The sequence below is a fragment of the Niallia taxi genome (assembly GCF_004005475.1).
GTDB lineage: Bacteria > Bacillota > Bacilli > Bacillales > Cytobacillaceae > Niallia > Niallia taxi.
Map to the genome: position 1 here is coordinate 113,450 of NZ_RZTZ01000010.1, position 14,572 is coordinate 128,021.

Below are 14,572 nucleotides of genomic sequence, written 5' to 3' on the forward strand. Positions count from 1 at the left end.
TAATATCCCAACCCCACTAGACATCCTATAGAAATTAAACAAACGTTTGATTAAAACTTACTTTTTATCGTTCAGCTGTAACAGCGCACTATTAAAAACATAGATATGATGGTCGGCTTTTCCCTTTTTATAATTGCCATTATAAGTAGTATCGTCTTCTGTTGATTCATACTCATCAGTGTCTTCCGCTTCCTTCACAAAGCTCCAATTCTGATTCTCTCCATTTTCCACCTGAGTATTCTCCACAGAAACCATTACATTGTTCGTCTCTTGTATATCTATATCAAGCTCACCGGCACCAGACACTTTCCAATCGCTTTTCAATCCGCGTGGATTAATGGATAGATTGCTATTAAGATTAATAATTTCTAATTGAACATCTGTAGGTACAAGCAAGGTAGCATCCATATTGGAATAATCAGAGTAGAACGTCGATGTTTGATACGGTCGCTCTTTCACCCTTATATACAGTGTATCTCCTTTATGTGAAGTGGTGACATAATCCTCCAGTTTAGCTATTTTTTCTAATGAACTATCCTGTCTGTATGTACCAAACAAGGAGACGTTTCTTTCATTCGTACCATCTACTTTAAGTTGCCCTATTCCGTCTCCCTCCACAACAACTCTATTGATATCATTGCTGATATTCTGTTCATATGCAGGAAGGTCCAGCGTTCTTTCTTCCTTCTTAATTTCATCCTGAATCAAGTCAATGAAGCCTGACGTCTGAAGAAACACCATTAAAATTCCGGCTGTACCCAATATGCCGACGATAAGAATACTAAATATGTCAAAATTCAGATAAGGTTTCTCCTGCTTGCTTAGAAATAGATACAGCAGTATTTCTAAACCAAGCACTACAAGAATAACTGGCCACCAAAGCTTTAAAGCAGTTGTAATATCCCACTCTAAGATTTGCGATAGTAACAGGAATACACCAAGAAGCAATAGTGATAATCCCATCGAAAATGTTCCTACTCTCCAAGTCCTCATTCCGTATTTCTCCTCCCTTAATTAAGTTAGATCTTACTGTCTATTATCTGTCTTTATCTTATTCTTATTGCCAGCAAGCACTCGCAAACCGCCGAAAATAAGGACGATGCAGACAACACCTGTTTGGAAGTAATGATAGAACAAAAATTGCAAGTCAATGCCAAGTAACAGCTGCAGTCTTGTTGAAAAGACTGGAAGCAGGATATTGACTGTCATATAGTAGAAGCCTACAAGGAGAAGGCCAATTCCGACCCATTTTTGATAGTTTGTTAAATAAGCTATCACTGGTGTATCTTCCAGCTCTGCTTCGCCTATTCTCGAAGCTTTCTGAAGTCCATCGAAAAAGCTGTAAAACCAAATTATCGGTATTAAAAACAAGAAAATACCTAAGTAAAGCTCATTAATTAAGAAGATTGCAAATAGGAAGGCAGCCATTAATTGCAGACCTCTTTGCTGCAAGCCTAAGTATAAATGGCCTGCCCCTGGAAAAATGGAAAGGAATGTGGCAATGATTTTGCTTTTTTTCCCGTCTTCTCGATTTTGTTCAAAGTCTTGGAATATGGTCTGGTCAACAAGCTCCTCGCCATTCTGCTTTTTAACAAACTGCTGCATAACATCAAAAAATCCATATACCCAAATAACCGGAAGGATAGCCAGAAACAGCAGGAACTCTCCTGCTCCAGTTAGGAATGACACAAATAAAACCATGATAATTAACCCCAAGAAAGTGGATAACAGTGTTATACCGCGGTACATCAAGCCTAATTGTATATGTCCTAAACCAGGAATAAAGGATAGGACTATTGTATAGAAGCGCTGTGATTCAATTGTATTTACAAGCACTGTTTTGTCTTCCTGACCACCTGGCAGTACTTGTCTTTTAAAATACCTGCTTGTGGTTATAAAAGTATCCAGAATGCTGATGCAATAAATTAGTAGCCCTATAAAAACAAGCACGATAACAATTTCATCCATATATCCTGCCATGCTTAGCAGCAATATGGAAAATACAGCAAGTCCGAACACGGCAGCACCGTATAAAGAGCCTCTTATCCGCTTACCGATATAAAATAATCCACCTCCTGGAAAGAAAGCTAAAATAAATGCGACGATCGGGTTTTTCATTTTTTCTTTTCCTCCTTCGTACTTCCATCAAATGTATCGAGCCAAGAAAATGTCTTGTTAACAAAGCCTACTTTTACTTCTTCCTGTTTCATTGGCATTTCCGCCTTTTGGATGCTTTCCGTATGTTTGATAATCGATTGGAAAACACCAGTCGACATCAAAACCAGCGTTATGCTGGCAGCAAGTGCGTAGTGAAAGACAGAGGATTGGTAAAATGATTTTTTCTTTTTCGGTTGTAAAACAGGAATATCTGCTGCTTCTTCCTTTTCTTCTGAAATCTTCAGCATGATTTGATCTGTAAATGCTGCCACATCTGATATGGACGGAAGCTCAGCTTCTTCTACTTCAACTGCTTGAACGTATAAATCAAGGCACTGATCACACCCATAAAGATGGTCTTCCATTTGTGTTCGTTTGCCTTCATCAAGCTCGTCCTTTGCGTATTCTAGCCATTGTTCAAAAGAATAGTGCTGTATCACAAAAAATCCTCCTCCTTCCAATGCTTCTTCAACCAAATCCTTGCGCGGTACAGTTTTGTTTCAATTGTCTTAACTTGAACATTTTGCTCTTCAGCCAATTGCTGGTAGCTCTTCTCTGCAATATAGTAACCGTATATAACATCGCGATAGTTGTCAGGAATATCATTAAGCTTTTCCCTTAACAGCTTGCGCTGCTGCCTTATTAAGACCTCTGCCACTACATTGTCCTTTTTCCCTGTATCAAGCTCAATCTGTTCTGTGATGTCTTCTTTCCTTCTTTGCTGTTTTCGCTTAACATCAATCGAATGATTGACTGCTATTCTCGTTATCCAAGTTTTAAACCCTTGGTTTTCATATTTGGGGAGAGAGTAATAAATTTTGAGGAACACTTCTTGTGCAGCATCTTCCGCTTCCTTTTGATCCTTAAGAACGCTGTAAATGGTACGAAATATATCCTGGCGATATTTCTCAACTAGCAACCGAAATGCATCATCATCTCCAAGCTTGACTAGTTCAATCAATTCTTGATCTGCTATTATTCTCTCCCCCCTTCTAAACAACTTCATATAATAGACGTTATTAAATACTCAACCCCTACACCAATGTTTTATTTTTTTCAAATAATATTATGTTACTGAAATAAACACTTTTTTATAGTACCATTTTTCGCTGCTGTTATTAGAAGTTTTTTTAACAATGAAACTATTATGGATAGTGTTCGTATATTGATGGAGGCATTATTAAAAAGGAGGTTTTTTATTTAATGGTTTATTTATTATCACTACTCGCATTGACGCTTAATCCATTCGTTTGGAAGACATATTCTCGCAGCAAAGCTTTTTTGTATACACAGCTGCTTCGTGTCATGGTAGGTGCCTTCATTATATTTGTTCTAACCTATTTCCAGCTTGTTGATTATTCTGTGCAAGCTGCAATAAAGTTTGGATTATTTTATGTAGCCCTGTTCTTTCTTGGGGATCTTCTGTATAAAAAGGCAAAGGGCTTCTACTATACTAGCTACCTTGGAATTGCCATGCTTCTCGCAAGTGCTTACTTCCAGTTTGCTTACCCATTTACTATTGCAAATGATAAGTATGACTTCGTGGCAGCAAAAGCAACGATTGCCCAGGATAAAGAAGAATCGACAGATGAGCAGCATATCGCAGTTGTACCGGAGAAATACGCTCGGTACCGAAGCGAAAAGAAACTAGGCGAGCTTTCTCATGCTTCCTACTATGATTTAGGACATTCAACTTTGCAAAAAATTGACGATCATCTTTATTGGGTAACACCGATTGAATACACTGGCTTTTTTAAATGGATGAAGAACCAGCCTGTTCCTGGCTTCATAAAAATGAGTGCAGAGGATGAAAATAAAGATGCTGTGTTAGTCAAATCGGAAATGACATATGTTCCATCTGCTTATTTCCACGAAGACTTAAAGCGACTTGTAAGAAAAACGCATAAGGATCACGTCCTGCTGGAAGCAAGCTTTGAGCCAGACGATAATGATAAGCCGTATTATGTTGTGCCATATGGGGATTACAACAAATTCAGGCAGATTGTTGATGTAAAGGGTATTTATATTATTGACCCGGCAAATGGCGAAGTTAAGGACTATAAAATGAATGAAATACCTGATTTCATCGATCATGTTATCCCAACAAGTGTAGCAGAGGATTGGAATGAGTGGTATGGAAAATATATACACGGTTTCTGGAATACCATCTTCTCTAAAGAAGATATTAAGGTACCGACTGAATGGGAAGATATTGATGAAGTAAATGGTGTATTCAATAAGGACCTTGCCTTAAATTGGTCTACTGATTTCACTCGACCGAACTCAGACAGCGGAAGCATGGTAGGCTATTCACTAATCAATGCAAGGTCTGGAAAGCTTACATTCTATGAAGAAGCAAATGGTTCCTTAAATGGGAAATCTGCCATCAATGTAGCTGAAAAGACATTTAGAGCGGAGAAATATGAGGCTGGAACACCTATCCTTTATACGATATATGGTCAGTTCACATGGGTAGTTCCACTTATGGACTCCAACAGCGTGCTAAGACAAATCGTACTTGTTAATGCGAAGGATGAAAAGATTTACAGCTACAGCAATGAAAAATCAAAGCTTTTCAATGACTATAAATATGCCATTGCTACATTGTTAAAGGATGACAACACAGTCCCTAATAATATAGCAGACTTAAAGGACTTGAATGGAAAAATCAGCTATGTTTATAAATCTGAAATGGAAGGAAGCACAGTCGTCCGTTTCATGGTTGAAGGCGATAAGCGGATATTCCAAGTTTCATCGAATGACTTCCCATACAGCATCTTCCTTGATAAAGGGATGAATGTGAATGTTAAGTTTATTGATACAGAAGAAACAGTTGTTACCGTACAAGAACTTGTTATAGATGGTTTTAAATAAACCTTTTAGCAAAGGAGCCTGCTTAACAGAACAGTGGCTCCTTTGCTTTTTTTTAAAAGCTTGGCAATAAGGAACAAGTATACTTTTCGGCTTGCATATACTAACATAGAAACTGGGAATATTTATCATAATGGAAAAGGAGAATGCTTTTGTATACGTTATTAATCGCTTCTTATTTATTGGGATCTATTCCAGCTGCCATTATAATTGGAAAGATTTTTTTTGGCATTGATATTAGAAAGCATGGCAGCTTAAATCCTGGAGCTACTAACTCGATTCGCGTGCTTGGCAAAAAGGCAGGGCTTGCCGTTCTCATCTTTGATATTGGCAAAGGCTCGCTCGCTGCAGCGCTCCCGCTCCTTCTTCATCAGGATATCGATCCAATTTATACTGGTTTGGCTGCAGTTATTGGACATTGTTTCCCAATATTCGCAGGCTTTCGCGGTGGAAAAGCGATTGCAACAACTGCAGGGATGCTGATTGTCGCAAACCCGATTATGTTTTTAATTGTCTATTTAACATTTATAGCTGTCATTTGGATTACAAAGTATGTTTTCTTTGGAAGTATTTCTGTCGGGGTTACGATATTGCTCTATGCCTTTTTTGATGCGAGTGTAGAACACGAACTTATTTTTATCATCTATCTATTACTTCTCATTTACTTACACAGGTCTAACATCATTAATTTCATTAACCAGCAAGAACCAAAAATAAATGATAAAACAATTAAAAAGGATCGTATTGGACCGAAGAAAATCAGCTAAAATCCTAATTCGGACAAGCTTTGCAAAAAAAATCGAAAATTGGATATTGACGCCTTTTCCTGGGAAATAGTACGGGAAAATGTCGAAAAAGAAACCAAGAGAACTAATCTCTTGGTTTTTCATTATCTTTTATTTATCTCTTCAACTAGAAGTTTGTTAACCAATTGTGGGTTAGCTTGTCCTTTTGTTGCTTTCATAATTTGTCCAACAAGGAAGCCGACTGCTTTTTGCTTACCATTCTTGAAATCATCGATAGATTGAGGATTATTATCTAGTACTTCAGAGATAATTTTCAGCAATGCGCCTTCATCTGAGATTTGTACTAATCCTTTTTCTTTAACGATTTTTTCTGCGTCACCGCCATTTTCAATCAGCTCTTTAAATACTTGTTTGGCGATTTTGCTGGAAATTGTGCCGTTTTCAATCAGCTTAATCATGCTTGCAAGACCTTCTGGAGTCAGTGCAACTTCTGAAAGCTCTTTACCTTCAGCATTCAAAGTTGCTGATAAATCGCCCATTACCCAGTTAGAAGCAAGCTTAGGGTCAGCCTTAGCATTAACTGTTGCTTCAAAGAAATCTGCCATTTCCTTCGTAACAGTCAATACATTTGCATCATATTCAGGCAAGCCTAGTTCTTCTATATATCTCTTTTTGCGGGCATCAGGAAGCTCTGGAATTTCGGCACGAATTCTTGCCTTCCAATCCTCATCGATATAAAGGTCCATTAAATCAGGCTCTGGGAAATAACGATAATCATCAGAACCCTCCTTAACACGCATCAACAATGTTTTACTCGATGCTTCGTCAAAACGGCGTGTTTCCTGATCAATCACACCTCCGCCAAGCACAACCTCACGCTGGCGCTTCTCCTCGTATTCAAGACCTTTGCGGACGAAGTTAAAGGAGTTTAAGTTCTTCAATTCTGTTTTTGTTCCGAATTCTTCCTGTCCTACTGGACGGATGGAAATGTTCGCATCACAGCGTAAAGAACCTTCCTCCATTTTACAGTCAGATACACCAGTATACTGAATGATAGATTTCAGCTTCTCAAGGTATGCGTATGCTTCATTAGGTGTTCTAATATCCGGCTCAGATACAATCTCAATCAATGGAGTTCCTTGACGGTTAAAGTCAACTAATGAGTAGCCATTGCCATGGTTCAGCTTCCCAGCATCCTCTTCTAAATGGACACGAGTAATTCCGATTCTCTTCTTATAACCGTCCACTTCAATATCAATATAGCCGTGCTCCCCGATTGGTTTATCAAATTGAGAAATTTGATATGCTTTCGGATTGTCAGGATAGAAGTAGTTTTTTCGGTCAAATTTCGTTTCTGTCGCAACTTGACAATTCAATGCCATAGAAGCCTTCATTCCGTATTCTACAGCCTTTTTATTTAGGACAGGCAATACTCCTGGATATCCTAAATCTACAACTGTTGTATTTGTATTCGGAGCAGCACCGAAATGGTTCGGGCTTGCAGAGAATATCTTCGATTCTGTTTTTAACTCCACATGGACTTCAAGTCCAATGACTGTTTCAAATTCCATTTATTTCACCCCTTACAGCGTTGGTTTTTGCTTATGATAATCCGTTGCCTGTTCGTATGCATATGCCACTTTGTAGACAGACTCTTCATCAAAGTGTTTACCGATAATTTGCAAGCCAAGTGGCAAGCCGTTTGAGAATCCACATGGCACAGAAATTCCTGGCACACCAGCAAGGTTAACTGGGATTGTCAAAATATCATTTGCATACATCGTTAATGGGTCATTTACTTTTTCGCCGATTTTGAATGCTGGTGTCGGGGTTGTAGGTCCTACAATCACATCGTACTTCTCAAATACATCCTCAAAATCCTTTTTGATCAATGTACGCACTTTTTGTGCTTTTTTATAGTACGCATCATAATAACCAGAGCTTAATGCAAACGTTCCAAGCATGATTCTGCGTTTTACTTCATCACCGAAGCCTTCTGCTCTTGTCTGTTTATAAAGCTCAATCAAGCTTTCCGCATTATCTGCACGGTATCCATAGCGAATTCCGTCAAAGCGGGATAGGTTCGCAGAAGCCTCTGAAGAAGAAAGCAGATAGTACGTAGCCAAAGCATATTTACTATGTGGCAATGATACTTCTTCCCATGTTGCTCCAAGCTTCTCCAATACCTTAAGGGCATCAAGTACAGATTGGCGTACCTCTTCGCTTACGCCTTCTCCCAAATATTCCTTAGGAACTGCGATTTTCAAGCCTTTAATATCCCCTGTAAGGCCTTTAGTAAAGTCCGGAACTGCCACATTTGCTGATGTGCTGTCCATTGGATCTACTCCTGAAATAGCATTAAGCAGGAAAGCATTGTCTTCAACTGTTCTTGTAATTGGTCCGATTTGGTCAAGTGAAGATGCAAATGCCACAAGACCAAAACGTGAAATACGTCCGTATGTTGGCTTTAAGCCGACAACTCCACAATATGCTGCCGGCTGTCTGATAGAGCCGCCAGTGTCTGAACCAAGAGAAAACAGAACTTCTCCAGCTGCAACAGCTGCTGCAGAGCCGCCAGATGAACCGCCTGGCACGGTATCCAAATTCCATGGGTTTTTAGTATTCATATAATAGGAATTCTCTGTTGAGGATCCCATTGCGAACTCATCCATATTCAGCTTTCCGATTGTAATCGTGCCTGCATTATGTAATTTTTCCATAACAGTCGCATTATAGATTGGGTTGAAATTCTCTAAAATGCGGCTTGAGCATGTTGTCCTCAAATTCTTTGTGACAATATTGTCCTTGATTCCGATTGGAAGGCCGAACAACGGTCCAGTCTTTTCACCTGCAGCAAGTAATGAATCAAGCTGCTTTGCCTGATTAAAGGCATTTTCCTCATCTAATGTTAAAAAGGCTTGTACTTTTTCATCGACATCTTTAATTCTCGTGTATGCTTCCTGCACCAAATCTGTTACAGAAAGTTCTTTTTTAAGCAGCAAGTCCTGTAAATCAGCTGCTTTTTGATCAAATAAGCTCATCCTCTTCCCTCCTTACTCTATAATCGATGGCACTTTGATCTGGCCGTCCTGATGTTCTGGAGCATTCTTCAATACATCCTCAACTGGAAGACCTTTTCCTGCAACATCTTCACGCAATACGTTTTTTACATCCAGCACATGGGATGTCGGTACAACACCTTCCGTATCGAGTTCATTCAATTCTTCTGCAAACGTAATGATTGCATCAAGCTGTTTCTGGAATTGCTCAGCTTCTTCTTCAGTAATTGCAAGTCTAGCAAGGTTTGCTACATGCTTTACCTCTTCTTTTGTAATCCTTGACATAATCGTCACCTCCAAGTACGTTCCATGCAATAATCTGATGATATCAAACAAGCCTCTATTAAGGCAACAGGAACAATAAAGTTATTGCAAATCTCTAGCTAATCCGCCTGTTTCTTCCATTAGACATTTTTTACGTATTATGTGGATATAAACATTATGTACTTCTTCATTAGGAAAAAAAACTAAATTGGATTACAATAGAAATATGGAATGATATTTTAAAGTTGGTGAAAGACATGACAAATGAAATAGACTTGCTTAGACTGGAAAATCAGCTCTGTTTTTTGCTTTATGCCAGTTCAAGGGAAATGACAAAGAAATACAAAACCCTGCTTGAGGAATTGGATGTCACTTACCCTCAATATTTAGTCCTCCTATTATTATGGGAGCATAAGGTATTAAGTGTTAAAAGCATGGGGGAACAGCTGTACCTTGATTCGGGCACATTAACTCCAATGCTTAAACGAATGGAGCAAAATGGTCTTATAAACAGGGAACGCTCCCAAGAGGATGAGCGTTCTGTTATGGTTTCCTTAACAGAACAAGGCAGCAGCCTCAAAGAGAAAGCAGCCTGCATCCCATTAGAAATAGTTAAGCTTGCTAATAAAGAGCCCGAGGAATTCAAACAGCTGAAGAACTCCCTCGCCCATCTTTTACAGCAGCTTGCCAAATAAGGAAAAAGAAGTGTCCATTAACTAGGACACTTCCTTTTTGTATAAAAAAACCCGAGGCTGGGACAAAACAAAAGATAACCTTTCTAAACACGAATAATAAAATTACATTTATATTTGAAAAATGAAGCACATGACTAAATAGAAAAGGGGTTTAAAATTAGTTCGTTTCATTCCGCTGCAGCCAATCGCTTTCCTCTATTTCCCGCAGGAGTCGAGTGACCTCCGCTCCATTCCACTAAATTTTCTAATCAGTATATTAAAACTAAAAAATACAAAAAATCCGAACTATTTAATCATTGGTTGATTAAGTAGTTCGGATTTTTATGCAGATTCACTTACTTATGTTCCAGCCTCTAATTTATTATGCAGCAATAACTTCCAGTGTCACTTCTATATTGCCTCTAGTTGCTTTTGAGTATGGGCAGAAATTATGTGCTTTATGAACAAGATCCTCTAAAGTTGCTTTATCTACGCCAGTTCCTTTGACAGACAATTTAACACCAAGCTTAAAGCCTTGATCTGTTGGATCTTTAACTAGGCTTACACTCGCTGCCACTTCTGATTCAAATTTCACACGCTCTTTTCCAGCAATCATTTGAAGAGCTGAATCGAAACACGCCGCATAGCCTGCTGCAAATAATTGCTCTGGATTTGTTGCATCCTCAATTTGCTTCGCTCTTGGAGTTCCAGGCATTGCTGTTTCTAATTGAATAACATAATCCTCTGATTCAACTCTTCCTTCTCTTCCGCCGACCGCTTTTACAGTTGTTGTGAATAATGTATCTGACATAGTTAAAACCTCCGATTAAATTTTTAATTTTACACAATTGTATTGTACACAATTTAATTTTATATTACAAGTATTAAAGCTCAAGATTTATATATTTTCCGTACATAAACGAATTATGTTATTGTTTCTCTTTATCACAAGCTTGTCTTTTTTAAACGTTAACTTATAACAAAAACCAGGAAAAGGGATTTCTGCACACGATCCTTTTCCTGGTTTTCCTGAATTTTATTTGTTAAAAAGCTTAGCAAAAAACCCTTTTTTTTCTTTCGGTTCGTCTGGTTTCTTCTCTACTGCCGATTCATTTACATAAATGTCTTCTTTATCAACAGCATGATCGTATGCAATCAATAAGCCGATTTCACTGTTATAATCATTGTTCGTCACCATTGTATATTCCATGTTTTGCTCATTAGCTAGCTTTAAGTACTTAGACAAATAGGAATAATCCAAATGGCCATTTAAATACAGCTTAGCTCCTTTATTGCCCTTAATCGCTTCCTCGGCCTCTTTATAGACATTTGCTTCACTCACTTGATTTTGCAGTAACGCTAGTACGACACGCTCTCTAATTGTCCCAAGAAACTTTCTTCTCTCTTCCGGCTTTGTCTCCTTCGCACCATACATACCTTGCTGCAGATAATCATCTAAATTTGGATTTGACATACTTTCCAACTCCTTATATAGATACTCTTTACCACTATACTAAAAAAAATCCACACACAGTCCTTTAAATTGTTGCAAAAAAATGAACAAACTAAAAAGATTATCCCAACGCCTTGGAATAATCTTTTTGTTTATTGATAAATATGAACAAACGGCTCGTCTTGACCTGCATCCCTAACAATAAGGGCTTCTTCTCCATTAGCGGAGGAGATGCTGACCTGTACAGTCTGATTTGTGTCCTTAAAGCGATCAATCACTTTTCCAGCCACATATTGAGAGAAGCCGATTACTTCTGTTGCCCCATAAAACTGTACCTTCATATCAATGCTAATATTGCGCAGCTTATTGTTTACATAAAAACCTTTTCCGATAACGCCATTGAAATTAGGAAAATACTCTTCAATATCGGTTTGGAATTTAGAAAAGGCAGCTTGCTCTGTCTTATATTGGCTATTTGTATTTGGAAAAATAACATACTTTTCATTGATATCTTTCCACTGCCCCAAGGAGGCTTCTCCACTGCCAGCATTTGCATAGGAAATAAAGTTTCCTGGTACAACAGAGGATGTCTCTTTTTGTTCAAACAAAGCAATTGTTATAGGGACGTTTTCCAGCCCTTCTATTTTTCTGAGCCTTTTTGTGACCTCTTCTGCGATACTTTTCCCTTCTCTTTCAAGGGTTTGCTCACTAATATCCTTCTTTTTTGTCGATCCGTTTGCTTTTTCCTGGTAATAATAAACAGAATTTAATGCAAGGCCAATTGTAACTCCGCCAAGCTCCAGCTTATTTGTTTCTTCATTTTTTACTAAGTAATCATGCTCCAAAATGTGAGCCAAATAGATTGGCTCCATATTACCAGATTCTTTTTTACTTTTATCCTCATCAGAAGGATTAAGACCAACATTATCATTTGCTGATATTTTTTTGGCACTAAGCTCCTTCTTTGTGTACTTCCTGTTCAGCCAGGCAGCAACAGTCGAGCTGTTCAAATACTGGCCTTCTTGGAAATAATAATTATCTGTATCAAATGTATTTTGGGCAACACGCATCAAACCGCTCTCGAATTCACTGATATCGTATCGCGAATTTAAATTATTAACGACAAGCCCTCTTGCTTCAGATGTCTTAAAAGGTAGACTCATGCTGTAATAGTCATCCGAAATCTTGAATTTCGGCAGGATGGCTGTCTCTGTTTCATTGTCACCTGTTTCGCTTTTCACTTCTTCTTCCTTCTGAAAGTTCGGTGCACAGGCAGAAAGGAAAAAAATGAGACTCGCTACTAATATTAAGCTTTTTTTCATTAACATTACACACCTTTAACCTTTTAGTTCTTCCAACAGCTTTTCCTCGTCCCATATCTCAATCCCAAGCTGTTCTGCTTTCGTCAGCTTGCTTCCTGCATCCTCACCGGCAATAACGATATCTGTTTTTTTGCTGACACTTCCAGTAATTTTTCCACCTAAGAGCTCAATTTGCTCCTTTGCTTCATTTCGGGAAAGCTGTTCAAGCTTACCTGTCAATACGATCGTTTTGCCTGCAAACACACTGTCAGACTCTTCTGCGGCAACAGGTCTTGCTCCCGTATATTCCATGTTCACACCAGAATCCTTTAATTCCTGAATAAGCTCGGCTGCTTCTTCCTGCTCAAAGAAAGCAACGATGGAATCAGCCATCTTATCGCCTATTTCATTAATAGCTGTCAAATCTTCTCTAGTTGCATTTGCCAATTTATCCATATTTCCAAATTCCATCGCAATTGTCTTAGCAGCTTTTGAACCGACATGACGGATTCCTAAACCAAACAGCAGCCTCTCCAATGAGTTGCTCTTAGAGGCATTTATCGCATTTAACAGATTTGCAACTGACTTTTCACCCATACGTTCAAGAGAGATAAGCTGTTCATATGTAAGCTTGTAAAGATCAGCAACATCCTCAATCAGTTTTTCCTGGAACAGCTGGCTGACAACTCGTTCTCCAAGTCCGTCAATATTCATCGCATTCCTGGAAACAAAGTGAATTAATCCCTCTCTTATTTGCGCAGGACATTTCGGATTAATACAGCGTAAAGCAACTTCCCCTTCAATTCTCACCAATTCACTTTCGCATTCTGGACAATGTGTCGGCATTAAGAAGTCAACTTCCTCACCCGTTCTGCGTTCCACAAGAACATTCACAACCTCAGGAATAATGTCGCCTGCTTTTTTTACGACAACACTGTCACCGATTTTAATGTCTTTCTCTCTTATAAGATCTTCATTATGCAAGGATGCCCGTTTAACTGTCGTCCCTGCCACTTTAACAGGCTCAAGCAATGCTGTTGGCGTTAATACTCCAGTTCGGCCAACACTTAGTTCAATATTAAGAAGCTTTGTAACAACCTCTTCTGCAGGGAATTTATAGGCAATTGCCCATCTTGGACTTTTAGCAGTAGTTCCAAGCTCGTCTTGCTGTTCCAGACTATCCACTTTAATGACAATTCCATCAATCTCATAAGGAAGATGTGGACGCTTTTCCTGCCAGCCTTCTACATACTGCAAAACATCCTCAATTGATGCACAGCGCTGTCTTTCTTTATTTGTTTTAAAGCCAAGATCATCAAGTAAATCAAGGCCTTGACTATGTGAGCGGACACCCGTTTCTCCTGGGTCTCCAATCGCATATAGAAATATATCAAGATTACGCGAAGCTGCAATCCTTGGATCTAGCTGTCTTAAAGAGCCTGCAGCCGCATTTCTTGGATTTGCAAACGGCTCTTCTCCATTTTCATCCTTTGCCTTGTTAAGAGCCTCAAAAGATTTCTTCGGCATAAAGGCTTCTCCACGCACTTCAATGCTTACTTGTTCATTTAACCGAAGGGGTATGGAACGAATTGTTCGCAGATTAGCCGTTATATCTTCGCCTGTCGTCCCGTCTCCTCTTGTCGCTCCAAGCTCAAATAAACCGTCCACATAACGTAGAGATACAGCCAACCCATCTATCTTCAGCTCACAAACATAAGAAAAGCTATCCCCGATTGCTTGGCGCACCTTCCGATCAAAGTCCCGCAAATCAGCTTCATTAAAAGCATTCCCAAGACTGAGCATTGGTGAATGATGCTGCACCTTTTGGAACATGTCCAAAATTTCCCCTCCAACCCTTTGAGATGGAGAGTCACTAGTCTTTAAGGCAGGGAAGGTTTCTTCCAAATCGACAAGCTCTTTTAGTAGTGCATCGTATTCTGCATCTGGAACAGAAGGATTATCAAGAACATGATATTCATAATTATATTTGTTTAAAAGGTTATGCAGTTCCTTTGTCCTTTTTTCTGCTGCTTGTAGATCCATACAT

Annotated in this window: 14 protein-coding genes; 3 read left to right on the top strand and 11 right to left on the bottom strand. The window is 38.9% G+C overall.

From position 1 onward, the window contains the following. Positions 1-57: 57 nt before the first annotated feature. The 4 genes from EM808_RS20455 to EM808_RS20470 are packed head-to-tail and all read right to left on the bottom strand — an operon-like array spanning position 58 to position 3,163. The gene (locus EM808_RS20455; RefSeq protein WP_127740238.1) at positions 58-993 is read right to left on the bottom strand and encodes a hypothetical protein; all 936 of its coding nucleotides are present in this window, start codon (positions 991-993) and stop codon (positions 58-60) included. Between the two features lie 33 nt (positions 994-1,026). After that, positions 1,027-2,118 carry a hypothetical protein gene (locus EM808_RS20460; RefSeq protein ID WP_127740240.1) on the bottom strand — a complete coding sequence of 364 codons (1,092 nt, stop codon included), beginning with the start codon at positions 2,116-2,118 and terminating at the stop codon, positions 1,027-1,029. After that, the gene (locus EM808_RS20465) at positions 2,115-2,597 is read right to left on the bottom strand and encodes an anti-sigma factor (RefSeq protein ID WP_127740242.1); all 483 of its coding nucleotides are present in this window, start codon (positions 2,595-2,597) and stop codon (positions 2,115-2,117) included. Before EM808_RS20465 ends, EM808_RS20460 begins: the two co-directional genes overlap by 4 nt. Beyond that, positions 2,594-3,163 (bottom strand): RNA polymerase sigma factor, encoded by a 570-nt coding sequence (locus EM808_RS20470; protein ID WP_127740244.1) that lies wholly within the window; start codon positions 3,161-3,163, stop codon positions 2,594-2,596. The genes EM808_RS20465 and EM808_RS20470 overlap by 4 nt, the downstream gene beginning before the upstream one ends. Positions 3,164-3,360: 197 nt before the next feature. On the opposite strand from EM808_RS20470, the gene EM808_RS20475 reads away from it, so the two are divergent. Together EM808_RS20475 and plsY are read left to right on the top strand one after the other, a co-directional pair. Then, positions 3,361-5,031 carry a hypothetical protein gene (locus tag EM808_RS20475; RefSeq protein ID WP_127740246.1) on the top strand — a complete coding sequence of 557 codons (1,671 nt, stop codon included), beginning with the start codon at positions 3,361-3,363 and terminating at the stop codon, positions 5,029-5,031. Between the two features lie 143 nt (positions 5,032-5,174). Continuing rightward, positions 5,175-5,795 (top strand): glycerol-3-phosphate 1-O-acyltransferase PlsY, encoded by a 621-nt coding sequence (plsY, locus tag EM808_RS20480; RefSeq protein WP_127740248.1) that lies wholly within the window; start codon positions 5,175-5,177, stop codon positions 5,793-5,795. A gap of 122 nt (positions 5,796-5,917) precedes the next feature. Here the strand turns inward: plsY and gatB are convergent, their stop codons facing one another. The 3 genes from gatB to gatC are packed head-to-tail and all read right to left on the bottom strand — an operon-like array spanning position 5,918 to position 9,118. Next, entirely contained in the window at positions 5,918-7,345 is a 1,428-nt protein-coding gene (gene gatB / locus EM808_RS20485) for an Asp-tRNA(Asn)/Glu-tRNA(Gln) amidotransferase subunit GatB (RefSeq protein ID WP_127740250.1), read from the bottom strand. A 12-nt stretch (positions 7,346-7,357) separates the two neighbouring features. Beyond that, the gene (gene gatA / locus EM808_RS20490) at positions 7,358-8,815 is read right to left on the bottom strand and encodes an Asp-tRNA(Asn)/Glu-tRNA(Gln) amidotransferase subunit GatA (protein WP_127740252.1); all 1,458 of its coding nucleotides are present in this window, start codon (positions 8,813-8,815) and stop codon (positions 7,358-7,360) included. Between the two features lie 12 nt (positions 8,816-8,827). After that, positions 8,828-9,118: an Asp-tRNA(Asn)/Glu-tRNA(Gln) amidotransferase subunit GatC gene (gatC, locus tag EM808_RS20495; protein WP_127740254.1), complete on the bottom strand. Its 291-nt coding sequence runs from the start codon at positions 9,116-9,118 to the stop codon at positions 8,828-8,830. Positions 9,119-9,354: 236 nt separating this feature from the next. Between gatC and EM808_RS20500 the strand changes: the two genes are divergently transcribed. Further along, complete coding sequence (locus EM808_RS20500; RefSeq protein WP_127740256.1) at positions 9,355-9,792, top strand: MarR family winged helix-turn-helix transcriptional regulator; 438 nt, start codon at positions 9,355-9,357, stop codon at positions 9,790-9,792. 361 nt (positions 9,793-10,153) lie between these two features. Here the strand turns inward: EM808_RS20500 and EM808_RS20505 are convergent, their stop codons facing one another. The 4 genes from EM808_RS20505 to ligA form a co-directional block, all read right to left on the bottom strand. Next, on the bottom strand, positions 10,154-10,582 hold the full coding sequence (locus EM808_RS20505; protein WP_127740258.1) for an organic hydroperoxide resistance protein: 429 nt from the start codon (positions 10,580-10,582) through the stop codon (positions 10,154-10,156). A gap of 225 nt (positions 10,583-10,807) precedes the next feature. Further along, on the bottom strand, positions 10,808-11,245 hold the full coding sequence (locus EM808_RS20510; RefSeq protein ID WP_127740260.1) for a YueI family protein: 438 nt from the start codon (positions 11,243-11,245) through the stop codon (positions 10,808-10,810). A gap of 131 nt (positions 11,246-11,376) precedes the next feature. After that, complete coding sequence (locus tag EM808_RS20515; RefSeq protein WP_127740262.1) at positions 11,377-12,546, bottom strand: CamS family sex pheromone protein; 1,170 nt, start codon at positions 12,544-12,546, stop codon at positions 11,377-11,379. A gap of 15 nt (positions 12,547-12,561) precedes the next feature. Next, positions 12,562-14,568 (bottom strand): NAD-dependent DNA ligase LigA, encoded by a 2,007-nt coding sequence (gene ligA / locus EM808_RS20520; protein WP_127740264.1) that lies wholly within the window; start codon positions 14,566-14,568, stop codon positions 12,562-12,564. Positions 14,569-14,572 lie beyond the last annotated feature (4 nt).